At 66.9% G+C, this 22806-nt stretch carries 25 protein-coding genes; 16 read left to right on the top strand and 9 right to left on the bottom strand.

The window, feature by feature from the left end; genetic code table 11:
• Positions 1 to 80: 80 nt before the first annotated feature.
• From PAM7066_RS13175 to modC, 4 genes are all read left to right on the top strand, one after another.
• Positions 81 to 440 (top strand): winged helix-turn-helix domain-containing protein, encoded by a 360-nt coding sequence (locus tag PAM7066_RS13175; RefSeq protein ID WP_085854676.1) that lies wholly within the window; start codon positions 81 to 83, stop codon positions 438 to 440.
• Between the two features lie 87 nt (positions 441 to 527).
• Positions 528 to 1268, top strand: a complete 741-nt coding sequence (gene modA / locus PAM7066_RS13180; protein WP_085854677.1) for a molybdate ABC transporter substrate-binding protein — start codon at positions 528 to 530, stop codon at positions 1266 to 1268.
• The gene (gene modB / locus PAM7066_RS13185) at positions 1269 to 1949 is read left to right on the top strand and encodes a molybdate ABC transporter permease subunit (RefSeq protein ID WP_085854678.1); all 681 of its coding nucleotides are present in this window, start codon (positions 1269 to 1271) and stop codon (positions 1947 to 1949) included. It abuts the gene before it with no gap.
• Positions 1946 to 3019: a molybdenum ABC transporter ATP-binding protein gene (modC, locus tag PAM7066_RS13190; RefSeq protein ID WP_085854679.1), complete on the top strand. Its 1074-nt coding sequence runs from the start codon at positions 1946 to 1948 to the stop codon at positions 3017 to 3019. The genes modB and modC overlap by 4 nt, the downstream gene beginning before the upstream one ends.
• A 3-nt stretch (positions 3020 to 3022) precedes the next feature.
• Here modC and PAM7066_RS13195 read toward each other — a convergent pair whose 3' ends face one another.
• The 4 genes from PAM7066_RS13195 to rpsD form a co-directional block, all read right to left on the bottom strand.
• Complete coding sequence (locus tag PAM7066_RS13195) at positions 3023 to 3667, bottom strand: sugar transferase (protein WP_085854680.1); 645 nt, start codon at positions 3665 to 3667, stop codon at positions 3023 to 3025.
• Positions 3668 to 3828: 161 nt separating this feature from the next.
• The gene (gene hisC, locus PAM7066_RS13200) at positions 3829 to 4917 is read right to left on the bottom strand and encodes a histidinol-phosphate transaminase (protein ID WP_085854681.1); all 1089 of its coding nucleotides are present in this window, start codon (positions 4915 to 4917) and stop codon (positions 3829 to 3831) included.
• 77 nt (positions 4918 to 4994) lie between these two features.
• Positions 4995 to 5771: an SDR family NAD(P)-dependent oxidoreductase gene (locus tag PAM7066_RS13205; protein ID WP_085854682.1), complete on the bottom strand. Its 777-nt coding sequence runs from the start codon at positions 5769 to 5771 to the stop codon at positions 4995 to 4997.
• A gap of 121 nt (positions 5772 to 5892) precedes the next feature.
• Positions 5893 to 6513 carry a 30S ribosomal protein S4 gene (gene rpsD, locus PAM7066_RS13210; protein ID WP_085854683.1) on the bottom strand — a complete coding sequence of 207 codons (621 nt, stop codon included), beginning with the start codon at positions 6511 to 6513 and terminating at the stop codon, positions 5893 to 5895.
• 207 nt (positions 6514 to 6720) lie between these two features.
• Between rpsD and panC the strand changes: the two genes are divergently transcribed.
• From panC to PAM7066_RS13225, 3 genes are all read left to right on the top strand, one after another.
• Positions 6721 to 7578, top strand: a complete 858-nt coding sequence (panC, locus tag PAM7066_RS13215) for a pantoate--beta-alanine ligase (RefSeq protein WP_085854684.1) — start codon at positions 6721 to 6723, stop codon at positions 7576 to 7578.
• Complete coding sequence (panB, locus tag PAM7066_RS13220; RefSeq protein ID WP_085854685.1) at positions 7575 to 8390, top strand: 3-methyl-2-oxobutanoate hydroxymethyltransferase; 816 nt, start codon at positions 7575 to 7577, stop codon at positions 8388 to 8390. Before panC ends, panB begins: the two co-directional genes overlap by 4 nt.
• A 284-nt stretch (positions 8391 to 8674) precedes the next feature.
• Positions 8675 to 9247 carry a PAS domain-containing protein gene (locus PAM7066_RS13225; RefSeq protein WP_139215003.1) on the top strand — a complete coding sequence of 191 codons (573 nt, stop codon included), beginning with the start codon at positions 8675 to 8677 and terminating at the stop codon, positions 9245 to 9247.
• Here the strand turns inward: PAM7066_RS13225 and PAM7066_RS13230 are convergent.
• Positions 9229 to 10209 carry a 2-hydroxyacid dehydrogenase gene (locus PAM7066_RS13230; protein ID WP_085854687.1) on the bottom strand — a complete coding sequence of 327 codons (981 nt, stop codon included), beginning with the start codon at positions 10207 to 10209 and terminating at the stop codon, positions 9229 to 9231. The two genes, PAM7066_RS13225 and PAM7066_RS13230, sit on opposite strands and share 19 nt — an antisense overlap.
• Before the next feature lie 133 nt (positions 10210 to 10342).
• On the opposite strand from PAM7066_RS13230, the gene PAM7066_RS13235 reads away from it, so the two are divergent.
• Positions 10343 to 10843, top strand: coding sequence for an SH3 domain-containing protein (locus tag PAM7066_RS13235; RefSeq protein WP_085854688.1), 501 nt, complete (start codon positions 10343 to 10345; stop codon positions 10841 to 10843).
• 76 nt (positions 10844 to 10919) lie between these two features.
• Complete coding sequence (locus tag PAM7066_RS13240; RefSeq protein ID WP_085854689.1) at positions 10920 to 11684, top strand: sulfite exporter TauE/SafE family protein; 765 nt, start codon at positions 10920 to 10922, stop codon at positions 11682 to 11684.
• A 60-nt stretch (positions 11685 to 11744) separates the two neighbouring features.
• On the opposite strand, the gene PAM7066_RS18675 is transcribed toward PAM7066_RS13240, so the two are convergent.
• Positions 11745 to 13250 (bottom strand): PRC-barrel domain-containing protein, encoded by a 1506-nt coding sequence (locus tag PAM7066_RS18675; RefSeq protein ID WP_139215004.1) that lies wholly within the window; start codon positions 13248 to 13250, stop codon positions 11745 to 11747.
• Positions 13251 to 13355: 105 nt separating this feature from the next.
• The gene (locus tag PAM7066_RS13255; RefSeq protein WP_085854691.1) at positions 13356 to 14954 is read right to left on the bottom strand and encodes a phosphoenolpyruvate carboxykinase; all 1599 of its coding nucleotides are present in this window, start codon (positions 14952 to 14954) and stop codon (positions 13356 to 13358) included.
• A 304-nt stretch (positions 14955 to 15258) separates the two neighbouring features.
• Between PAM7066_RS13255 and PAM7066_RS13260 the strand changes: the two genes are divergently transcribed.
• From PAM7066_RS13260 to PAM7066_RS13285, 6 genes are read left to right on the top strand one after another with little or no spacing between them, the layout of a single operon-like run.
• Entirely contained in the window at positions 15259 to 15960 is a 702-nt protein-coding gene (locus PAM7066_RS13260; RefSeq protein WP_085854692.1) for a response regulator transcription factor, read from the top strand.
• Positions 15961 to 15971: 11 nt separating this feature from the next.
• Positions 15972 to 17684, top strand: a complete 1713-nt coding sequence (locus PAM7066_RS13265; protein WP_085854693.1) for a sensor histidine kinase — start codon at positions 15972 to 15974, stop codon at positions 17682 to 17684.
• Positions 17681 to 18115, top strand: coding sequence for an HPr kinase/phosphorylase (locus tag PAM7066_RS13270; protein ID WP_245749680.1), 435 nt, complete (start codon positions 17681 to 17683; stop codon positions 18113 to 18115). Before PAM7066_RS13265 ends, PAM7066_RS13270 begins: the two co-directional genes overlap by 4 nt.
• Positions 18112 to 18993, top strand: coding sequence for an RNase adapter RapZ (rapZ, locus tag PAM7066_RS13275; protein WP_085854694.1), 882 nt, complete (start codon positions 18112 to 18114; stop codon positions 18991 to 18993). Before PAM7066_RS13270 ends, rapZ begins: the two co-directional genes overlap by 4 nt.
• A gap of 4 nt (positions 18994 to 18997) precedes the next feature.
• The gene (locus tag PAM7066_RS13280; protein ID WP_085854695.1) at positions 18998 to 19420 is read left to right on the top strand and encodes a PTS sugar transporter subunit IIA; all 423 of its coding nucleotides are present in this window, start codon (positions 18998 to 19000) and stop codon (positions 19418 to 19420) included.
• Between the two features lie 4 nt (positions 19421 to 19424).
• Entirely contained in the window at positions 19425 to 19694 is a 270-nt protein-coding gene (locus PAM7066_RS13285) for an HPr family phosphocarrier protein (RefSeq protein WP_085854696.1), read from the top strand.
• A gap of 30 nt (positions 19695 to 19724) precedes the next feature.
• Here the strand turns inward: PAM7066_RS13285 and PAM7066_RS13290 are convergent, their stop codons facing one another.
• Entirely contained in the window at positions 19725 to 20600 is an 876-nt protein-coding gene (locus PAM7066_RS13290; protein WP_085854697.1) for a 3-hydroxybutyryl-CoA dehydrogenase, read from the bottom strand.
• 149 nt (positions 20601 to 20749) lie between these two features.
• On the opposite strand from PAM7066_RS13290, the gene PAM7066_RS13295 reads away from it, so the two are divergent.
• Positions 20750 to 21538 (top strand): DUF6473 family protein, encoded by a 789-nt coding sequence (locus PAM7066_RS13295; protein WP_085854698.1) that lies wholly within the window; start codon positions 20750 to 20752, stop codon positions 21536 to 21538.
• Between the two features lie 625 nt (positions 21539 to 22163).
• Here the strand turns inward: PAM7066_RS13295 and PAM7066_RS13305 are convergent.
• A complete protein-coding gene (locus PAM7066_RS13305; protein WP_085854701.1) occupies positions 22164 to 22436 on the bottom strand; it encodes a hypothetical protein in 273 nt (90 codons plus the stop codon).
• Positions 22437 to 22806: the final 370 nt, after the last annotated feature.

Raw genomic sequence — 22806 nt, forward strand, 5'->3', positions numbered from 1 at the left:
ACGTCGCGTCGCGGCTTGCATCCCCGGAACGGCAGGGCAACCGCTTGCGCGCGCGCCGGCGGGGCGGCAGTGTTTCCGCCATGCCGCACCCACAGCCCCCGATCTATCGCCTGCGCATCGTCTTTCCGGGCCACGGCATGGTGGGGCCGGGCAAGGCCGAACTGCTGCAGCGGATCCGCGAGACAGGCTCGATCGCCGCAGCCGGGAGGGCGATGGGAATGAGCTACAAGCGTGCGTGGCAACTGGTCGAGACGATGAACGCGATGTTCGCCGAGCCGGTCGTGACCAGCGTGCGCGGGGGGGCGCGGGGCGGCGGGGCGACGCTGACCGCGACGGGCGCCGAGGTGCTGGCCGCCTACCTCGCGGCGGTCGAGGCGGCTTCGGCCGCGGCGGCCCCCGCGGCGGGGCGGCTGGAGGCGCTGCTGGGAAGCGCCGACTGAGGTAGCGATATGTCCGGGCGAAAATATCGCTTGCGAGCGCTGCATCGGGGCGCGATGCTTTGACGGTTCCCGAGGACAGGTTCCGACATGCTCAGACCGATCGCGCTCTGTCTGGCGCTTGTGCCGTTTCAGGCCGTTGCCGCCGAGGTGACCGTCTTCGCCGCGGCGAGCCTCAAGACGGCGCTGGACAAGGTCGTGCCGGGCTACGAGGCCGCCAGCGGCAACGAGGTCAGCGTGGTGCTAGCGGGGTCGTCGGCGCTCGCCCGGCAGATCATTCAGGGGGCGCCGGGGGACGTTTTCGTCTCGGCCAATCCCGGCTGGATGGACGAGGTCGAGGCCGCCGGCCGCCTTGCCCCCGGCTCGCGCCGCGACCTGCTGGGCAACCGCCTGGTCCTGGTTGCGGGCGTCGAGGGCCCGGCGGTCGAGATCGCGACGGCCGAGGACATGCCCGCGCCAGCCGCCGAGGGGCGCATCGGGATGGCACTGGTCGATGCGGTGCCGGCCGGGATCTATGGCCGCGCAGCGCTGGAATCGCTGGGGCTGTGGCAGGACTACGCGCCCCGTGTGGCGCAGGCGGACAACGTGCGGGCGGCGCTTGCGCTCGTCGCCATGGGGGCGGTGCCTTCGGGCATCGTCTATGCCACCGACGCCGCCGCCGAGCCGCGCGTGTATGTGCGCGGCCGGTTCGCGCCCGACCTGCACCCCGCGATCCGCTATCCCGCCGCCGTGCTCGAGGGCAGCGAGACGGGTGCCGGGTTCCTCGACTGGCTGGAAGGCACTGAGACCTCGGCGATCTTCGACGAAGCCGGGTTCGAGGTGATCGACTGAATGGGCTGGCTCGGCCCCGAAGCCACGGACGCCCTGCTGCTGTCGGTGAAGGTGTCACTCTGGGCGACGGTGGTCAGCCTGCCCTTCGGCGTGCTGGTGGCCCATGCGCTCGCCCGGTGGTCGTTCCCGGGGCGGCAGGTGCTGAACGGGATGGTCCACCTGCCGCTGATCCTGCCCCCCGTGGTCACCGGCTACCTGCTGCTGATCGGGTTCGGCCCGCAGGGGCCGCTGGGTCCGGTTGGCGGCTTCTTCGCCTTCCGCTGGACCGGGGCGGCGCTGGCGGCTGGCATCATGGCCTTCCCGCTGATGGTCCGCGCCATCCGCCTGTCGATCGAGGCGGTCGATCCGGGGCTCGAGGACACCGCCCGCACGCTCGGCGCCGCGCGCCCGTGGGTGTTCCTGACGGTGACGCTGCCGATGATCCTGCCCGGTGTGCTGACCGGCGCGGTGCTGGCATTCGCGAAGGCGATGGGAGAGTTCGGCGCCACGATCACCTTCGTGTCGAACATCCCCGGCGAGACGCAGACACTGCCCACGGCGATCTACACGTTCCTGCAAGTCCCGGGCGGCGAAACCGAGGCGCTGAAGCTGGTCCTCCTGTCGGTCGGCGTCGCGATGGGCGCGCTGGCTCTGTCGGAATGGCTGGGCACTCGCGTCGCGCGGCGGGTGGCGGGGCGATGAGCCTGCGGGTCGAGGTCCGCCGCGCGGTGCCTGGCTTCACGCTCGACGCCGCGTTCGAGGCACCGGCGGGCGTGACGGTGCTGTTCGGGCCGTCCGGCTCGGGCAAGACGACGCTGGTCAACGCGATCGCCGGGCTGGTGCAGCCCGATGCGGGACGGATCGCGGTGGGCGACAGGGTGCTGTTCGACAGCCGCGCAGGGGTGGACGTGCCGGTTCATCGCCGCGGCCTCGGAACGGTGTTCCAGGACGCGCGCCTGTTCCCGCACCTGACCGTGCGGCAGAACCTTTGCTACGGGCGCTGGTTCGCGCGGGTCCGCCAGCCGCTTGGCCCGGTGGTCGAGATGCTGGGGATCGGCCATCTGCTCGACCGTCGCCCCGCCGCGCTGTCGGGGGGCGAACGCCAGCGGGTGGCCATCGGGCGCGCCCTTCTGTCCGCCCCGCGTCTGATCCTGGCGGACGAGCCGCTGGCCGCGCTCGACGACGCCCGCAAGCGCGAGATCCTGCCCTATTTCGAGCGCCTCAGGGATGAAGCCGGCGTGCCGATCCTCTATGTCAGTCACAACGCCGCCGAGGTCGCGCGGCTGGCGACCACGGTGGTCGCGTTGGAGGGGGGGCGGGTCGTCGCGCATGGCCCCGCCGCCGAGGTGCTGGGGGATTCCGAGGTCGCGCCACTGGGGGTCCGGGCGATCGGGGCGGTGCTGACGGCGCGGGTGGCGCGGCATCATGCGGACGGGTTGACCGAGCTCGACGCAGGGGGTGTGCCCCTGCTCCTGCCGCGGGTGGATCGTGCGATCGGAACCGCCCTGCGGATCAGGATCGCGGCGCACGAGGTCATCCTGTCGCGCGGGGTGCCGGTGGGGCTGTCAGCGCTGAACCATATTCCGGGCAGCATCGCGGCGCTGCGGGACGGCGAGGGGCCGGGGGTGATCGTCACGCTGGATACGCCGGCGGGACGGGTGCTGGCCCGGATCACCCGCCGCTCGGCCGAGGCGATGGGGCTGGCGCCGGGCCAGCCATGCGTCGCGGTGGTGAAGTCCGTGGCCATCGCGCGCGAGGATGCGGGGGGCTGAGGCTCAGCGTCCCGATGTCAGGACCGTCGCCGTCGCAAGGATCAGCCGCATGTCCAGCACCAGCGAGCGGGTGCGGGCATAGGCCTCGTCGAACTGCACCCGGGCGGCGAAATCAGTGCGACCGCGCCCGTTGACCTGCCAGAGCCCGGTCAGGCCCGGACGCAGGCGGAAATAGCCGATACCTCCGGCATCGCGGTAGAGCTCTTCCTGATCTGCCATGAAGGGGCGGGGGCCGACGAGGCTCATCTCGCCACGGGCGACGTTCCACAGTTGCGGCAGCTCGTCGAGGCTGGTGCGGCGCAGGAGGCGACCCAGCCGGGTCACGCGCGGGTCGTGGCGAAGCTTCTGGTTCCGCCCCCATTCGGCGGCAAGCGCCGGATCGGCGGCGCAGAGGCGGGCCAGCGCGGCGTCGGCGTCGGGAACCATGCTGCGGAACTTCCACATGCGGAACGGCGTGCCGCCCCGGCCGATCCGGGTCTGCGCATAGAAAGGACGGCCGCCGGCCAGAAGCAACACCACAACGATCGTCAGCATCAGCGGCAGCACCAGCGGCACGAACAGGGTCAGAACGACAAGATCGAAGAACCGCTTGCCCGGTTCGGGAAGGGCCGGAAGCAACCGGCCCGAGAGGGATTCGCTGAGTGACATGGTGGCCCGTTTCCTTGCTTCGACGGAAAGGGACACTCGCCATTACTGCTTAACACGACGTTTATCATGAACGCCCGTTTACCAAGGTCGCGACAATGCGAGACGCTTTGCCGCCGTGGCGGCCGGAACGGCGGCGATCACGTGGACCGCCGGCCGGAGCGTTACTCTTCGCTGCCCTTGAAGACCGTGATGGCGTGGACGACGCGGCGGCAGGAGGCCTCGTCCCCGACGGTGATGCGCAGGCAGTTGGGCAGGCCGTAGCCGGTGACCTGCCGTACCAGCAGCCCCTCGGATTTGAGGTGGGCGTTGCAGGCCGACGCCTCTTCGGCGCTGTCGAACCGGGCGAGGACGAAATTCGCCGTGGAGGTGTCCGACATCACCCCGACCTCGGCCAGCGCCTTGGCCATCCAGGTGCGCATCCGCGCGTTTTCCGCCCGCGAGCGGTTCACGTAGTCGCGGTCGCGCACGGCCGCCTCGGCCGCGGCAAGCTGCAGCGTCCCGAGGTTGAAGGGCCCGCGCACCCGGTTCAGCACGTCGATCACATGGGCCGGCGCATAGGCCCAGCCGACGCGCAATCCGCCCAGCCCGTAGATCTTTGAGAAGGTGCGCGTCATCACGACGTTCTCGCGCTTGGAAACCAGGCGCGCGCCGCCATCGTAGCCGTCGACATACTCAGCATAGGCGCCGTCGAGGACCAGCAGCACGTTCTCGGGAAGCTCGGAGGCCAGCCGCCCGATCTCGTTCGAGCCCAGCATCGTGCCGGTCGGGTTCGCCGGGTTGGCGACGAAGACCAGCTTGGTGCGGAAGCTGACCGCGTCGAGGATGCGGTCGACATCGACCTTGCGCTCGTGCTCGGCCACGCAGACCGGCGTCGCCCCGGCGGCAAGGGCCGACAGGCGATACATGGCGAAGCCGTGCTCGGTGTGGATCACCTCGGTTCCCGGACCGGTATAGGCGGTGCAGAGCATGTGGATCAGCTCGTCCGAACCGGCCCCGCAGACGATCAGCTCGGGGTCGAGGCCGTGCATCTCGCCGATCGCGGCGCGCAGGCTGGCATGGTCGGTCGAGGGATAGCGGTGCAGCAGATGCTCGACCTTGCGCAGCACCTTGCGGGCGGATTCGGGCGGGCCAAACGGGTTTTCGTTCGACGACAGCTTGACCACGTCCTTGATCCCGGGCGCAGTGCTTTCGCCGCCCTGGTAGGGCGCGATGTGCAGGACGCCGGGTTTCGGCTCGATCGCGTGTGACATGTGCGGGAACTCCTCGACGGGTTCTCTGTAGCGACGACGGCGGCCGTGGGGAAGCCCGCGATGCGCGGGCGGGCGGGTCACTTTGCCTGACTTTTCTCGATCAGCGACAGCAGGATGCGCCGCGGCACCAGCGGGACGACGAACCGCAGGACCGGGGCGATGATCCAGGGCGCCACGCGCAGGATGGCCCCTTTGCGCATCCCCTCGTAACCGGATCGCGCCACGGCCTCGGCACTGGTGCCGCCCTGCTTGACCATCATCGAGCCGCGCAGGTCGGCCCTCTCGGCGAACTCGGTCTCGACATAGCCGGGGGCGAGCAGGGTGCACGTGACGCCGCGCGGCCGAAGCTCGTGGTCGATGGCCTGCGAGAACGAGTTCACGAAGGCCTTGGTGGCGAAGTAGGTGGCCTGCAGCGGCCCCGGGAAGTAGCCGGCGGCCGACCCGACGTTCAGGATGCGGCCGTGCCCGCGCTCGGCCATGTCGCGGCCGAAGCGATGGCAGAGCGTGACAAGGGCCGTCACGTTCAGGTCGATCATGGCGAGGTCCTTGGCCGGGTCGCGGTCGATCATGCGTCCATGGCCGCCGAAGCCGGCGTTGTTTACGAGGATGTCGGGGAACAGGTCCATCCGGCGCACCGTCTCGTAGAGGCGGTCCGCCGCGCCCTCTGCGCCGAGGTCCAGCGGGACGACATGGACGGTGATGCCATGCGCGGCTTCGAGTTCGGCTTTCAGCGCCGACAGGGCATCCTCGCGCCGGGCGGTCACGATCAGGTCGCCGCCGCGCGCCGCATGGAGCCGGGCGATCTCGCGCCCAATGCCCGAAGACGCGCCCGTCACGAGTGCAAGCTCTGCCATGGTCGGTTCCTTCTGCCTGTCGGTCGAGAGGTAGCACGACGACAGCCGGGCGTCCTGCATGTCGCACGAAAAAGGGCCGCCCCGGTGGGGACGGCCCTGATTGTCGCGAATGGCGACGCCCTTAGTTCTGGGCGTAGTATTCGATGACGAGGTTCGGCTCCATCTGCACCGCGTAGGGCACGTCGCCCAGGCCGGGGGCGCGGACGAAGGTCGCGGTCATCTTCGAGTGGTCGACCTCGATGTAGTCGGGGACATCGCGCTCGGCCAGCTGGACGGCTTCGAGAACCGAGGCGAGCTGCTTGGACTTCGGACGAACCTCGACGACATCGCCTTCCTTCACGCGGTAGGAGGGGATGTTGACCTTCTTGCCGTTCACCAGCAGGTGGCCGTGGTTGACGAACTGACGGGCGGCGAAGACGGTCGGCACGAACTTGGCGCGGTAGACCACCGCGTCGAGACGGCTTTCCAGCAGACCGATCAGGATCTCGCCGGTGTCACCGCGACGGCGCTCGGCCTCGGCATAGATGCGGCGGAACTGCTTCTCGGTCAGGTCGCCGTAATGCCCCTTGAGCTTCTGCTTGGCGCGAAGCTGCAGGCCGAAGTCGGACATCTTGCCCTTGCGGCGCTGGCCGTGCTGGCCGGGGCCGTATTCGCGGCGGTTGACCGGGGATTTCGGACGACCCCAGATGTTCTCGCCCATCCGGCGGTCGATCTTGTACTTGGCAGAGGTGCGTTTGGTCACCGTCTGATCTCCTTCGTTTCGGTTTCGAAGGGCGTTGTCCTCTCCTCGGATTTGGCCGAGGCGACAGGCATCCCCTTGCGGGGGCCCCCAACACCAATGAAGCGCGCCTTATACGCGGGCGAGGGCCGGAGTCAACACGTGCGCGCCGGGGGTGGCAGACGGCTGCGCCGGGATATATCCGTGCGGCCGAACGAAGGGGAGCCCGACATGGAGATCTGCCGGACCAAGGCGGCGCTGCGCGAGGCCCGTGCGCGGCTGGGCGATGAGGGCGCGCAGGTCGGGCTGGTTCCGACCATGGGCTACCTGCACGAGGGGCACCTGACCCTGATCCGTCGGGCGAAGGCCGAGACCGACCGCGTCGTCGTGTCGATCTTCGTCAACCCGACCCAGTTCGGCCCGACCGAAGATTTCGACGCCTATCCCCGCGACGAGGCCCGCGATTTTACGCTGCTCGAGGACGAGGGGGTGGATGCCGTCTTCGCCCCCGACCCGTCCGAGATGTACGACCCGGAAGCCGAGACGGCGGTCGAGCCGACGAACCTGTCGCGCATCCTGATCGGGCGGCTGCGCCCCGGCCATTTCCGCGGTGTGGCGACGGTGGTGACGAAGCTTCTGAACCTCGTGCAGCCGAGCCACGCCTATTTCGGGCGCAAGGACTACCAGCAGCTCGCCGTGATCCGGCGGGTGGTGCGGGACCTGGATGTCCCGGTCGAGATCGTCGGCGTCGATATCGTGCGCGAGGCGGACGGGCTGGCGATGTCATCGCGCAACGTGCGGCTGACCGAGGAACACCGCGCCGCCGCCCCGGCACTGCACGACGCGCTGCAAGAGGGGCGGGCGGCGATCGAGGGCGGCCGGACGGTGAAATCGGCGCGCAAGATCATCCGCCGCGTGCTGCAGGGCGCGCAGGGGGGCGAGATCAGCTCGATCGACATTCGCGATGCCGACGGCCTTGCCCAGGTGACGGGGCGGCCCGAGGGGCCGGTGGTCATCCTGCTGGCCGTCCGTTTCGGCAGCGTGCTACTGATCGACAACATGGTTGCAGACCCCCGGGAGGCCGCATGAGCACCGACAGACCCAAGCCCGTCCGCCGCGTGACGGTCCCCCAGATCGCGGCGCGCAAGGGCGGCGAGCCGATCGTCTCGCTGACGTCCTACCACGCGCACACGGCCGCGATCGTGGATCGTTACGCGGACTTCATCCTGGTGGGCGACAGCCTCGGGATGGTGATGCACGGGATGGAGACGACGGTCGGCGTCACGATCGAGCTGATGATCATGCACGGCCGGGCGGTGGTGCGCGGGACGAAACGGGCGCTGGTCGTCGTCGACATGCCCTTCGGCAGCTACGAGGAAAGTCCCGGCGTCGCCTTCCGCAACGCGGCCCGGATCATGCAGGAGACCCAGTGCGGTGCCGTGAAGCTCGAAGGCGGCGCGCGCATGGCCGAGACGATCCGCTTCCTGACCGACCGGGGCGTGCCGGTGATGGCCCATATCGGCCTGACCCCCCAATCGAGCCACACGATGGGCGGCTTCCGCACCCAGGGCCGGGACGAGGATACATGGCCGCTGCATATCGCCGACGCGAAAGCGGTGGCCGAGGCCGGTGCCTTCGCTTTGGTGGTGGAAGGGGTCGTCGAACCCCTGGCGCGCGAGATCACCGCTGCGGTGGGCATCCCCACCATCGGCATCGGGGCCAGCGCCGAGTGCGACGGGCAGATCCTCGTGCTCGAGGACATGCTGGGGCTGGGCGAGGGGGCGCCGAAATTCGTCAAGGTCTACGGACGGTTGGGCGAGGAAATCGAGAACGCCGTCCGCGCCTATAGCGAAGACGTCAAGAATCGCTCCTTCCCCGGCCCTGACCAAGTTTATCGTTAATTCGCTGCCACTTGAGAACGAATTCGCCGTCTGGTGGTGGCATTGTTCCCAAAACGTGGGATTACAACTCCCGGGTTAATCATGGACGTAACCTTTGCTTGATAGGTTGAGAGGCTATCAAGATAGAACGCCGCAGAGATGTATGCGGAACGGTTATGCCTTCGATTACTCGATTTGCCGAATTATTGACGTCGTTTCGATGTGTAGACGCGCAATTGCGCGAGGCGATCCGTGCGGGCGAGGGGACACGGGTCCATGCCCGCTTGCTGCGACGCTCGGCCCAGTTGCTCGACAAGATCGAGGCGCACCAGCCGACCAGCCGGCAGGAGATGGAGGAGATCTTCGATCACCACGCGCGTCGCCGGGTGGAAGGCGCCACCACCAGCGCGCGCGCCACGGATCGTATCGCTTCCATCCTGCGCCGGTCCGCCGGGAATTTCCCGCCGACGCATGCAGCCGCGACCTTTCGAAGCCAGGCCGTCCCCGATCCCCTGCCGGAACAGGTCGAGGGGGAGGATCTGGCGATGCTCGTCGTGCATTGCCGGGGGCGCTTGTCGGCGATCGGGCGCGATTGCCGGTTCATCGCCGTCAGCCGGGCCGAGGCCGTCGCCCACGGGATGCGTCCGAGCCAGGTGCTGGGCTGTTCGCTTCCCGAACTGTTGCGCTGCGGGCGCGCGCAGACCGCCGAACGCCGGGCGCTTGTCCTGGCGCTGGCCGACCGGCCGCATCGCCAGGCGCTGACCGATCGCGACGGCCGGCGGGTCCGCATCTCGGGCGTGAGGGATACCTCGGGCCATCTGTACGCCGCGATCCGCCATGTCGAGGTGGCGGCTGCCGATCAACCCGTCACGACCTGATCGGGCGGGCGATGCCCGTCGGCGAAGGTCTTGATGTTGATGATGACCTTCTCGCCCATCTCGGCCCGCCCCTCTAGCGTGGCCGAGCCCATATGGGGCAGCAGCACCGTGTTGGGCGAGGCGCGCAGAAGCGGATTGACCTCGTTCCCGTGCTCGAACACGTCGAGCCCGGCCCCCGCGACCCGGCCGGCCTGCAGCGCGCGGGCGAGGGCGCTCTCGTCGATCACTTCGCCGCGCGAGGTGTTCACGATCACGGCGCTCGGTTTCATCAGCTCGATGCGCCGGGCGTTCATCAGGTGGAAGGTCGAGGGCGTGTGCGGGCAGTTGATGCTGATCACGTCCATGCGCGACACCATGTGGTCGAGGCTCTCGTGATAGGTCGCCTCGAGCGCCTGCTCGACCTGTGCGCGCAACGGGCGGCGGTTGTGATAGTGGATCTGCATTCCGAACGCCTGCGCGCGTCGCGCCACCGCCTGCCCGATGCGCCCCATCCCGAGGATACCCAGACGGCGTCCCGCGATGCGCCCGCCCAGGAACGCCGTGGGGGCCCAGCCCGGCCACGCGCCGTCGCGCATCGCGGCGAGCCCCTCGGGAATCCGGCGTGTGACGGCGAGCATCAGCGCGATCGTCATGTCGGCCGTGTCGTCGGTGGCGGCGCCCGGCGTGTTCGACACCAGGATGCCCCGCTGCCGGGCGGTGGCGACATCGACGTTGTCCACCCCTGCACCGTAATTGGCGATCAGCTTCAGCCGGTCGCCGGCCCGCGCCAGGAGCCGCGCGTCGATCCGGTCGGTGATCGTGGGGACCAGCACGTCGGCGGTCTGCACAGCCTCGATCAGCTCGTCCTGGGTCATCGGCGCGTCGTCCTTGCGCAGCCGCACGTCGAACAGCTCGGCCATCCGGGCCTCGACCTGGTCGGGCAACCGTCGCGTGACGACAACACTCGGGCGATGAGCCGGCATCGGCACCTCCTGGGCTTCAAAATGGCGCGCGCATGAAGCAAGGTGGACGGGAACGGGGCATGGCACAAGCCGCAGACCCCGTGTCCCCGGAAGGGGGCAGGGAAACAGGCGTAATGTCCGGGCAGATCGACAGATGAAGACAGGCGTGTTCGCCGCGGTGCTGGCCGCGTTCGTGACGGGGTTCGGGGCCTCGGGCCACGCGCAGGAGGTCGGGCCGGTCACCAACCTGCCGATCCCGCGTTTCGTCTCGATCAAGTCCTCCGAGGGCAACGTGCGGCGCGGCCCGTCGCTCAGCCACCGGATCGACTGGGTCTACACGCGCAAGGATCTGCCGCTGATCATCACGGCCGAGTATGGCCATTGGCGCCGGGTCGAGGATCGCGACGGGCAGGGCGGATGGGTGCATTACTCGCTGCTGTCCGGCGTGCGCACCGTCCTGGTCGAGAGCGAGGCCGCCACGATGCACAGCCTGCCCGACAAGGGCGCGCCCGAGGTCGCCATCCTGAAACGCGGTGTCGTGGCACGCATCGACGAGTGCGCCCGCGACTGGTGCCGGGTCCACAAGGCCGGCAATTCCGGCTGGGTCGAGAAGGCGGATCTGTGGGGCGTGACGCCGGGCGAGATCATCGAGTAGCGTGCCGCGAGCCTGCACGACGAGGCGCGCGAAATTGCCAGATGCGTGGGTCGAGGCTTTGCTGTAGCGCAGCTTCATGCTGTTCGACCTTCTGCCCCCCGACCTTCTCGTCCTTGCGTTCATCCTGACCTTCGCGGCTGGCTTCGTGAAGGGCGCGATCGGATTCGCGATGCCGCTGATCATGATCTCGACGCTGTCGATCCTGATCGACCCGCGGCTCGTGGTGGCGGGTATCGTGTTGCCCATCGTGGTGTCGAACGCGCTTCAGGTGGCGCGGGCGGGCCGGGTCGAGGCGCGCGCTGCCGTGGTGGAATTCTGGCGCTACATCCTGGTCGTCTGCGTGATGATCCTGATCTCGGCGCAGTTCCTGACCATCGTGCCCGAGAGGGCGATCTACGTCGCCCTCGGGGTGCCGGTGGCGGTCCTGTCGGTGGTGCAACTGACCGGCTGGCGCTTCTCGATCCCGGCCGGGCGGCGGCGCGCGGCGGATCTGGGGATCGGGATGGTAGCCGGATCGCTGGGCGGATTCGCCGGGGTGTGGGGGCCGCCGACGGTGCTGTACCTTCTGGCGCTCGACACGCCGAAGCACCGGCAGATGGCGGTGCAGGGGGTCGTCTACGGACTGGGCTCGATCGCGCTGCTGGCGGGGCACCTGCGATCGGGCATCCTGAACGCCGAGACGGTCTGGTTCTCGCTGTACCTGCTGGTGCCGGCGATGCTGGGAATGTGGACCGGGTTCCGGGTGGGGGACAGCCTGGATGCGCTGAAGTTCCGGCGGGCCACCCTGATCGTGCTGATCGTTGCCGGGCTGAACCTGATCCGTCGCGGACTTGTCGGGTAGCATGAAAAAGGCCCCCGCGCGTGATGCGCGGGGGCCCGAAGGCTTCAGAGATCGGGTCGATCAGTTGACGACCTGAACCTCGGCGTCTTCGGGAAGCGCCATGTCCGAGTTGTACTCGAAGTTGTTGGCGTTCTCGATCTGATCTTCGGTCAGTTCCTGCAGGACGATCTGGCCGTTCTGCATGGTCACCGAGTCGAGGGCCACGGGCACCTGGGTGTCACCAAGGCCGAGGAAGCCGCCTGAGGACACGACCAGCATCTGCTGACCGTCCATCTCGATCACGGCGTCGGGGCTGCCGAGGCTGTCGCCATCCGCCGTCAGCACTTCCATGCTGGTGATGTCGGCGACGGTCATCGAACCGGCGGCCTGCGTGGCTTCGGCTTCACCGGCATCCTCAGCCACGAAGCCTTCCTCGGCAGTCTCGGCGTCCGCGTCGGCAACCTCAGCCGAGGCCTGGGCAGTCGCCTGCGTGTCGGCTTCGGCGTTCGCCTGCTCGCTGGACTGCTGGGACTGACGCTGTTCACGCTGTTCCTGCGTCTCGAACGTCACCTGCGGCTGGCCGCTCTGGATGATCTCGACCGAAGGCTGCTGGGCGAATTCGACCTGAACGTCCGGCTCCGAGCCCATGTAGGTCACGCTCGGCGCGCCACCTTCGTTGATCTGGACCTGCGGCTCCTCGTCGTTCTGGACGAGTTGCACGGTCGGCTCGCCGCGCGTGGTGGTCACGTTGCCATCGACCGACTGGTTGGCCGATGCTTGGACGTCTGCGTCGTCACCTTCGACGGGGGTCGCGTTTTCATCGACCTGGTCTTCCGCCAGTGCGATGGTGACGTTGGGATCAGGCTGCGAGACCTCGACCTGGGCTTCGCCCTGCTGGACCTCGACCTGCGGCTCGCCCTGCGAGACGGAAACCGACGGGTCCGACTGCAGCACGTAGAGGTTCGGGGCCGGGATATCGACGCGGACGATGATCTCGGGGATCTGGACCGAGACGGACGGCTGCGGCTGCTCGAGCTCGATCTCGGGCGCGGACTGATCGACGGTGACCATCGGCGTTCCGGGCGTCACGGACACGTCCGAACCGGGGACCTGCACGTCGACATTCGGCGCGGGCACGGAGGCCTGGGCTTCGGCTTCGACGTCCAGCTGCTCGGTGGCCTGAACTTCTTCCGAGACCTGCACGTCGGCTTCGGCTTCCGCCTCGGCTTCGGCAGTGACTTCGGCTTCGGCTTCGGCGTCGGCGGTGGCTTCCGCGTCGGTCTCGACCGTTTCGACTTCCACTTCGCCTTCGGCCTGGGCGCCATCGGCGAAGAACGTCTCGATCTCCTCCGCGTAGGTCGCGCACTGATCGGCGGCGTCTTCGTTGATGGCGGTCACGACGTCCTGCGCCGCGACTTCACCGACGCTGCCGTCGTTGTCGGCGATCAACTGCCCCAGGATCTGGCACTCGTTGGACTTGCCGGACAGTTGGTCGGGGTTGATCTCGATCTGCTGAGCCATCGCGCCGCTCGCCATGGGCAGGGTGAGCGCGGTGCTCAAGAGCAGAGCACGGGTACTGATGTTCATTGGATACTTCCTCCGAAATTCGTTTCTGACCAAGTGGTCTACTCACGAAAAGCGGAGCGACGTGGTGAGTTCCGATAAACTTGCACGAAACCCACCAAAGACAGATCACCCGAGCGCCACAGCCCGGACGTCATCGTCGATATGTCCCTCGTATTGGGCGAAATTCCTGGAGAACATCGTTACCAGCTTCTGTGCTTGCGCATCATAGGCCGCGGGGTCGTCCCAGGTCCTGCGCGGGTTCAGCAGAAGGTCGGGTACCCCGGCGACGGTGGTCGGAACGTCGAAGCCGAAGTTCGGATCCTTGCGGAACGGCGCGCTGTCGAGCGTCCCGTCGAGCGCCGCGGACAGCAGTGCGCGGGTCGCCTTGATCGGCATGCGGCTGCCCTCGCCATAGCTGCCACCGGTCCAGCCGGTGTTCACCAGCCAGCAGGTCGCGCCGTGCTTCGAGATCTTCTGCTTGAGAAGCTCGCCATAGGCCTCGGGCCGGCGCGGCATGAAGGGCGCGCCGAAGCAGGTCGAGAAGGTCGGCTGCGGTTCGGTCACGCCCCGCTCGGTCCCGGCGACCTTGGCGGTGAAGCCCGACAGGAAGTGATACATCGCCTGCGCGGGCGACAGTCGCGCGATCGGTGGCAGGACGCCGAACGCATCGCAGGTCAGCATGATTACGTTCTTCGGGTGGCCGCCGAGCGCGCTTTCGCTGGCGTTCGAGATGTAGTGCAGCGGGTAGGCGCAGCGCATGTTCGCCGTCAGGCTGTCGTCGTCGAAGTCGAGCTCGCGGGTGGCCTCGTCATAGACCATGTTCTCGATGATCGTCGCGAAGCGCTGGGTGGTGGCGTAGATCTCGGGCTCGGCCTTGGGATCGAGGCCGATCGTCTTGGCGTAGCAGCCGCCTTCGAAGTTGAAGGTGCCGCGGTCGGACCAGCCATGCTCGTCGTCGCCGATCAGAACGCGCGACGGGTCGGCCGACAGGGTCGTCTTGCCGGTGCCCGACAGGCCGAAGAAGATCGCCGTATCCACCGGGTTGCCGGGCGCATGGTTGGCCGAGCAGTGCATCGGCATGATGCCTTTCGCCGGCAGCAGGTAGTTCAGGAGCGTGAAGACGGACTTCTTGTTCTCGCCCGCATACCCGGTGCCGCCGATCAGGATCGTCTTGTCGTCGAAGTTGATCGCGATGACCGTCTCGGACCGGCAGCCGTGGGTGTCGGGGTCGGCCTTGAAGGTGGGGCAGTTGATGATCGTGAAGTCGGGCACGAAGCTGGCGAGGCTTTCGGCGTCGGGCCGGCGCAGCAGGTGGCGGATGAAGAGCGAGTGCCAGGCAAGTTCGGTCACCACCCGGACGTCGAGCCGGTGCGCGGGATCGGCGCCACCGAAGAGGTCCTGCACGAAGTAGTCGCGCCCCTTCATGTGGGCGATCATGTCGGATCTGAGGCGGTCGAACTTCGCCGGCTCCATCGGGGAGTTGTTCTCCCACCAGATTTGGTCCTCGACACCCGGGGTACGGACGACGAACTTGTCCTTGGGCGAGCGGCCGGTGTGCTTGCCGGTCGAGACGAGAAGCGTGCCGCCTTGGCCAAGCTTGCCTTCCTCGCGGTCGAGCGCGGCCTCCATGAGCTGCGGCTCGGTCAGGTTGTAATACACGGTGCCAAGCCCCGAGATGCCCTGGGTTTCGAGGGTATGCGACGTGTTCACGGGTCCTTGGGTCATGTTCTCGACTCTCGAAATAAAGTTGCGTGGCTGGGCCGTGTCGGACGTCTTTGATTATCTCGCGCGCGCACGACGCTCCACCCCGGTAGCGCAACCGCGTCAGGTTTAACGCAATCAGCCCCGACTCGTGCGCACCTTGCGCGGTGCGGCAATTAAGTCAGCCTTCACGATTTTCAGGTCTGGTGAAGCGGCGCAGAGGGCGCCGATTCGTGAATTGAGTTGCCTCGATAGGGTCGAACGGGAATTATGGCTAAAAAAAGAAGCCTGCAGGCAACAACAATCGCGCAGTAAAAGGATAATCGACATGTCGAGGATCGCTCTCGTCGATGACGACAGAAATATTCTGACGTCCGTCTCCATGACGCTCGAGGCCGAGGGTTTCGAGGTCGAGACCTACAACGACGGGCAGCAGGCGCTTGACGCTTTCGCGAAGCGGCTTCCGGACATGGCCGTGTTCGACATCAAGATGCCGCGCATGGACGGCATGGATCTGCTGCAGCGCGTGCGGCAGAAATCCACGATGCCGATCATCTTCCTGACCTCGAAGGATGACGAGATCGACGAGGTTCTGGGCCTGCGGATGGGCGCCGACGACTACGTCAAGAAGCCGTTCTCGCAACGTCTTCTTGTCGAACGGATCCGCACGCTTCTGCGCCGGCAGGAGGTGCTTTCGGGCGAAGAGCCCACGGCCGCCGAGGCAAGCCAGGCGATGGCGCGCGGAGACCTCACGATGGATCCGGCCCGCCACGCCGTGAAGTGGAAGGGCATGGATGTCGCGCTGACCGTGACCGAGTTCCTTCTGCTGCAGGCCCTCGCGCAGCGTCCGGGCTTCGTGAAGAGCCGCGACCAGCTGATGGACGTGGCCTATGACGACCAGGTCTATGTCGACGACCGTACCATCGACAGCCACATCAAGCGGCTGCGCAAGAAGATGCGCGCCGTGGACCAGGAGTTTTCGGCGATCGAAACGCTCTACGGGATCGGTTACCGCTACAACGAAGAGTAACTGCGGTGGCCATGGCGTCCGAGATGGAGACGGAAAGCGTCCAGCGGTCAGGTGTTCTGCTCGGCGAGGATTGGATGCGTGCCGATGCATCGGCCGATCGGGAGGCGCGACAGAAGTCGCGCAAGACGGGCGTGATCTCACTCAACCGCTCGCCGCTGGCGCGCAAGATCATCATCTTCAACCTGCTTGCGATCCTGATGCTGGTCGCGGGGGTCCTGATTCTCAACCCGTTCCGCGACAGCCTCGTCTTCCAACGCGAGGCCGGGCTGGTCGCCGAGACCGAACTGGTGGCCGACGTGTTCGAGGCGCAGCTTGTCCAGGCGCCGGGCGCGCGGCTGGGGCAGGGGCTCGACGCCGAGGCGACGATCGCCGCGCTCGACCTGTTCGGGCCGTCCGAAGTCTTCGTCTTCGATGCCGAGGGGAGCGTCCTCGGCACGTCGCGGGGGCTGGCACGTTCGTCTTTCTCGATCGAGGTGGCGGGGCATGAACGGGAGGGGCGCTCGACGATCCTGACCGACGTGCTGGACCGGGTGTGGATGACCGTCGCGCGGCTTCTGGAAAAGGGCAGGGAGACCAACACCGCCGCCGAAACGCAGCATCTGGCGAATTTGCTGGTCGAACGCGCCCTGGGCGGCGGCACCCATGTCGAAACGAACCTCGTGAAGGATGGCAGTACGGTGTTTGCCGTCGCGACCCCGATCATGGACGGAGCCGAGGTGATCGGCGCCGTTGCCCTGACGAGCGGCGCGGGCGAGATCGACGAACTGGTCCGCGCCGAGCGCGAGCAGGTGCTGCAGATGTTCATCGTCGCCATCGTCACCTCGGTCGGTCTGAGCCTCGTGCTGGCCTCGACCATCGCGAACCCGCTGGCCGACCTGGCCGCCGCGGCCGAGATCGGCCGGGATCGCAACGCGCGCTCCATGTCGCCGGGCCGGGTCCGCATCCCTGACCTCTCCGCCAGGCCCGATGAGATCGGTCGCCTGTCCTCGGCACTGCGCGGGATGGTTGCCGCGCTTTACGACCGGATCGACGCGAACGAACAATTCGCGGCCGATGTGGCACACGAGATCAAGAACCCCCTCGCATCGCTGCGATCCGCGGTGGGTTCGCTCCGCTTCGTGAAGAAGGACGAGCAGCGCGACAAGCTTCTCGACGTGATCGATCATGATGTGCGCCGCCTCGACCGCCTCGTCAGCGATATCTCGAACGCATCGCGCCTCGACAGCGAGCTGGTGACGGAGGAAGAGGAAAGCTTCAACCTGCTCGGGATGCTGACGACGATCGGGGACTATCTCGGGCGTGACGCCGACGCCAAGGGGATCACCTTCATCACCGATCTGCCAAGCGACCCGATCTTGATCGACGGGCTCGAAAGCCGGCTCGCCCAGGTCTTCGTGAACCTGATCTCGAACGCCATCTCGTTCTGCGACGAGGGCGACGCCATCCGCCTCTGGGCGCGGCGGCGGGACAATCGCGTGCTCGTCGTCGTCGAGGATACCGGCCCCGGCATCCCCGATTCCGCGCTGACCCGTATCTTCGACCGCTTCTACAGCGAGCGTCCCGAGGGGCAGTTCGGCAACAATTCGGGCCTGGGCCTCGCCATCTCAAAGCAGATCGTCGAAGCGCATGGAGGCGTGATCTGGGCCGAGAACATCAAGCCCACGGACGCCGATCCGACCTCCGAGCCGCTCGGCGCGCGCTTCGTCGTCGGGCTTCCGGTGTGACGCTCGCGCCCGGCCTGACGCTTCATGCGAGCGCCGTCGCCGTTTCGGGTCGCGGCGTCCTCCTTCGGGGCGCGGCCGGGACGGGAAAGTCGACGCTCGCGCTGGCCCTGATCGCGCGGGGCGGGCGGCTGATCGCGGACGACCGGACCTGCCTCGCCCGGCGCGGCGAAGGGGTGCTTGCCTGGGCGCCTGCACCGATCCTGGGGCTGATCGAGGCGCGGGGCATCGGGCTGATCGAAACGGAGCCAGCCCCGCCGACCGTCATCGCGGCCGTCGTTGACCTGGACGAAGCCGAACCGCACCGCCTTCCGCCCGCGCGGTTTTGTGACCTGGCGGGAGCGTCCCTGCCACTGGTTCTGGGTGCGGGCATGCCCCATCTTGCTGATGCCTTGATACTTTTCCTGACATCCCTCCGAAGGATCACTGCATGACCGGCCGTGTCGTTCTCGTCACCGGCCCGTCCGGAGCCGGACGGACCACCGCGATCCAGACGCTCGAGGATCTCGGATTCGAGGTCATCGACAACATGCCCCTGTCGCTCGTCGGCCGGATCCTCGGCGGAGGGGCGGATGGCCGGCCGATCGCGCTCGGCCTCGGGGTGCGCAATCGCGATTTCAGCGCCGATGCGATCCAGCGGATGGCGCAAAGCCTGTCGGACGACCCGGGCGTTGAGTTTGATCTGCTCTACCTCGACGCGCGACGGGATGTGCTGATCGCCCGCTACTCCGAGACGCGGCGGCGCCACCCGCTCACGCCGGAAGGAGAGCCGCAAGCGGGGATCGACCGCGAGCAGGATCTGCTTGGCCCCGTACGCGAACGGGCGACGGTGCTGATCGACACCTCCGACCGCACCGTCCACGAGACGCGCGACGAGGTGCGTCGCTTCTTCGGCGGCGGGACGACGGGCGACATGGCGATCTCGGTGCAGTCGTTTTCCTACAAGCGCGGCTTGCCGACCGGCGCGGATCTGGTGTTCGACATGCGCTTCCTGAAGAATCCGCATTGGGAGCCCGCGTTGCGCGCGCTCGACGGCCGCGACGCTGCAGTGCAGAAATACGTCATCGAAGATCCACGATTCGGCGACATCTTCGCGCGGATGCGCGACATGGTGCTCGCCCTGCTACCGGCCTACCACGAGGAGGGCAAAAGTCACTTGACCGTAGGTATAGGGTGCACTGGCGGGCAACACAGGTCAGTTTCCGTTGCGGAATTTCTGGTCAAGGCCCTTGCAGAGGGCGGATGGCGGGTGTCAACTCGCCATAGAGAGCTTGAGAGGCGCCGGCAGGTCACCGCGCCCGAGCGGGGGTAGCGTCGTGATCGGCATCGTCATCGTAGCGCATGGGGGGCTCGCGCGCGAGTTTCTCGCCGCGGTCGAACACGTCGTCGGCCGTCAACGCGGCCTTCGCGCTGTTTCGATAGAGCCTGAATGCAACCGGGATATGAAGCAGGCGGAGATTTGCGCCGCGGCCGACGCAGTGGACGAGGGCGACGGCGTCATCGTCGCCACCGACATGTTCGGGGGGTCGCCCTCGAACCTGTCTCTGCGCGCCTGCGATCCCGACAACCGTCGTATCGTGTATGGTGCCAATCTGCCGCTCTTGATCAAGCTGGCGAAGTCCCGGCACCTGCCTCTGCCCGAAGCTGTATCGACGGGGTTGATGGCGGGCCGGAAATATCTGGACACGATGGCGCAGCCCAAGCCCGAGTTGAGATTGGCGTCCGGGGGCAATGGCTGAATATATGGCCCGAAGAAGTCTGAAGATCGTGAATGAAAAAGGGCTGCATGCGCGCGCCTCGGCCCGGCTGGTCGAGGTGGTCGAGGACTACAACGCGCGTGCGACAGTTCATCATGGCGATCAGAGCGCCTCGGGCGACAGCATCATGGGGCTCTTGATGTTGGCCGCGCATCGCGGCGTGACGATCGAAATCGAGACCGACGGCCCCGACGCCGACAAGCTTGCCGAGGCGTTGGAAGTTCTGGTCGCAAGCCGGTTCGGCGAAGACATGTAAGGGCGCGCGCCGCGTGCCCGGGCCTTGGGATCAGCGGGTGGGCACGGGCTCGTCGCCCCGATAGTCGTAGAAGCCACGGCCGGTCTTGCGGCCGAGCCAGCCGGCCTCGACATATTTCGTCAGAAGCGGGCAGGGGCGATACTTGGTATCCGCCAGCCCGTCATGCAGCACGTTCATGATCGACAGACAGGTATCCAGCCCGATGAAATCAGCCAGCTCCAGCGGGCCCATCGGATGCTTCGTGCCGAGCTTCATCGCCTTGTCAATGGACTTCACGTTGCCCACGCCCTCGTAGAGAACGTAGACGGCCTCGTTGATCATCGGCATCAGGATGCGGTTGACGATGAAGGCCGGGAAATCCTCGGCGATGGCAGCCGTCTTGCCCAGCCGGTCAACGACCTCCATGCAGGCGGCGAAGGTTTCTTCGTCGGTGGCGATGCCGCGGATCAGCTCGACGAGGCTCATCACCGGGACGGGGTTCATGAAGTGGAACCCCATGAACTTCTCGGGCCGGTCCGTCTTCGAGGCAAGGCGGGTGATCGAGATGGACGAGGTGTTGGTCGTCAGGATCGTGTCGGGCTTCAGGGCGGGCACGAGTTCCTTGAAGATCGCGTCCTTGACGGTTTCGCGCTCGGTCGCGGCTTCGACCACGAGATCGCATTGCCCCAGGTCGGTCAGAGTGCCGGTGGTCGCAATCCGCGACAGGGCGCCGTCCCGATCCTCGGCGGTGATCTTCTCGCGCGAGACCTGCCGGTCCATGTTCTTCGAGATTGAAGCCGTTGCGGACTCGAGCGCCTCGGCGTTCACGTCGTTCAGGAGGACGTCGTAGCCGGCAAGTGCGCAGACATGGGCGATGCCGCTTCCCATCTGGCCGGCACCGATGATTCCGACGCGCTCGATCTTCATGCTTCGCTCTCCTAGTCGAATTTGCGCGACCTTAGTCGGGGGCGAACGGGCGATGCAAGGCGCCGGAGCGGGCGAAATGGCGCGCGTTAGGAAAATCAAAACGGGAAGTGCCGTAGAAAGAGGGTGGGGAACAAAAGGGGGACATCTCGATGTCCGAATCGGTGGGGGGCACTTCGGTGCCCGTGTTGGAGACGTGCGTCTATCCGGGATCGAAGCTCAAGTGCCGCGGCCCGGCGCGGAAACTGGATGGCGACTTCATCGCGGTGGTGGGTGGGGCAGAGACGCTGTCGCCCCACCTTTCGCGGGACGTTGCCACAGTGATCGAGGAAACGACGGGTCTTCCTTGCGTGAATTTCTCGGCCGCCCATGCCGGGCCGTCGGCATATCTCGCGGATACGGCACTTCTGATGCAAATCGCCCGCGCCCGGGCGGTGGTGCTGAGTATTCCCGGAGCGCATCTTGCGAAGAACTCGTGTTTCCGTGTGCATCCGGTGCGAAACGACCGGGTGGTAGGCCAGAGCAGCGGGCTTCAGGCGCTTTATCCGGAGGTAGATTTTCTCAGCCACCCCTTCGTTCGGCACATGCTGGGCGAGATGATGCGGGTGTCGCCGGGGCGTTTCGCCGTGGTGCGCGACGCGATGCGCAAAGGGTGGGCCAGCGGCATGGCGGACCTGATCGGCGCGATCGACGCGCCGGTCTATGGCCTGTGGCTGGGGACCCGGCGACCGGAGCAGCGGACTGATGCGCTGGAAGCGGGCGATCCGTCTTTCGTGACCCGCAGGATGCTCGGGGCGTTGAACCTGGCCGGTCTGGCCGAAATCGTGCGGAACGGGGATCGCCCCTTGCCGGGCGCCGACATGATCGACGAAGCGGGGCAGGTGCTGTCGCGGTTGCTGACCGACGAGGCGGCTCCGCCTATGCGTCGGCGGACCGGCTGATACGGATAAGGGCCTCGCGGAGGGGGCCCTTTCGAAGGATGGGATATGCGCCGTCTGTTTTCAAACAGGCGGCACATTCGGTAGATAAGCCGGCACAGGCTTGGGACCGAGCCTTCGCCGTTTTCGCGTCGATGGAAGGCTTCGATGCCGTGCCGCATGGCGGGCGTTTTCTTCGTGATGGCCCGCCGGACCTTGGCCTCCACCTCGTGGATCTCGTCCGACCCGGGATACCGCACCTTCCGCTTCGGCGGCTCCATTGGTTCCTCCTCACCATCGAGAAAGGTCTCTGGCTCAAATGGCGAGACGCAGGGCCTCAGCTCCAGATTGTCGAAGGCCGCCCGGTAGATGTTGAGGAGGAGGTCAGGAATGGTGGATTGAAGGCGGCATCCTTGATGTAGGAGCCACCCACGCGAGCCCCTCCTGAGCCCGCGCCGGTGCCGTTGCTCAGGCGCGCCCGCACCGAGTTCATAAAACTTGACGCCTGCTGAAGCGTAGCCAAGTGGACGAGCTCCGCCAACTCGCCGCGAAGCTCCTCGGTCGGGCCCGTTCCGTCGAATGGAATGGCCTTGAGATTCCGCCGCAGCCCGGCCCGGACGATAGGGAACCTTACAACCTTGTTGATCTCTCAACTGGCCTGGGTCAATGACCTCATCCAGATCCCGGGGAACGCGGAGCTCTGGTAGTGCGTGGTCGAATATTTCCTGCGTTCGCCAGCCTCGCCGCCCATTGCGACGGTCATGTTCTCACCGATGTATGCCCGGGTGATCTCGGCCGGGTCGGTGTCGAGGGTGAAGCGACCTGCCCAGAGCCCGGCGACTTCAAAGGCCCGGGGCTTGTCTCGGTCGGCCTTCACCTTGCCGATGATCTCGCCCTTCTTGGCTTTCTTGTTGAAGGTCATGGCGAGCCAAGTGAAGCGGTTCTCTCGGATCTCGTCCCGGAAAATGTGTGGCAGCAGCGTTGGAAACGTGGCCCGCGGAACGAGCCGCGTGTGAGCAGCTTCTTCATGTCGAAGCCGAACCAGCCGTCGGCTACGTCGCGGATGCCCTGGATATTGAACCGCCCCGGGTTGCTTGGAGAGCAAGACTCTCGAAGGATTGCTCTATGGACAAGAAGAACACGACGAGCCCGTACCCGGCCGAGCTCCGCGAGCGGGCTGTGCAGATGGTTGCGGACCATCTCGATGGCTACAGCACTTTGACGGCGGCGGTGCGCGACATTGCCCGGAAGCTTGGCTGCTCCCCGGATAGCTTGCGGGTCTGGTACAAGAA

This window comes from Palleronia marisminoris (assembly GCF_900172315.1).
In the GTDB taxonomy this organism is placed as follows: Bacteria; Pseudomonadota; Alphaproteobacteria; order Rhodobacterales; family Rhodobacteraceae; genus Palleronia; species Palleronia marisminoris.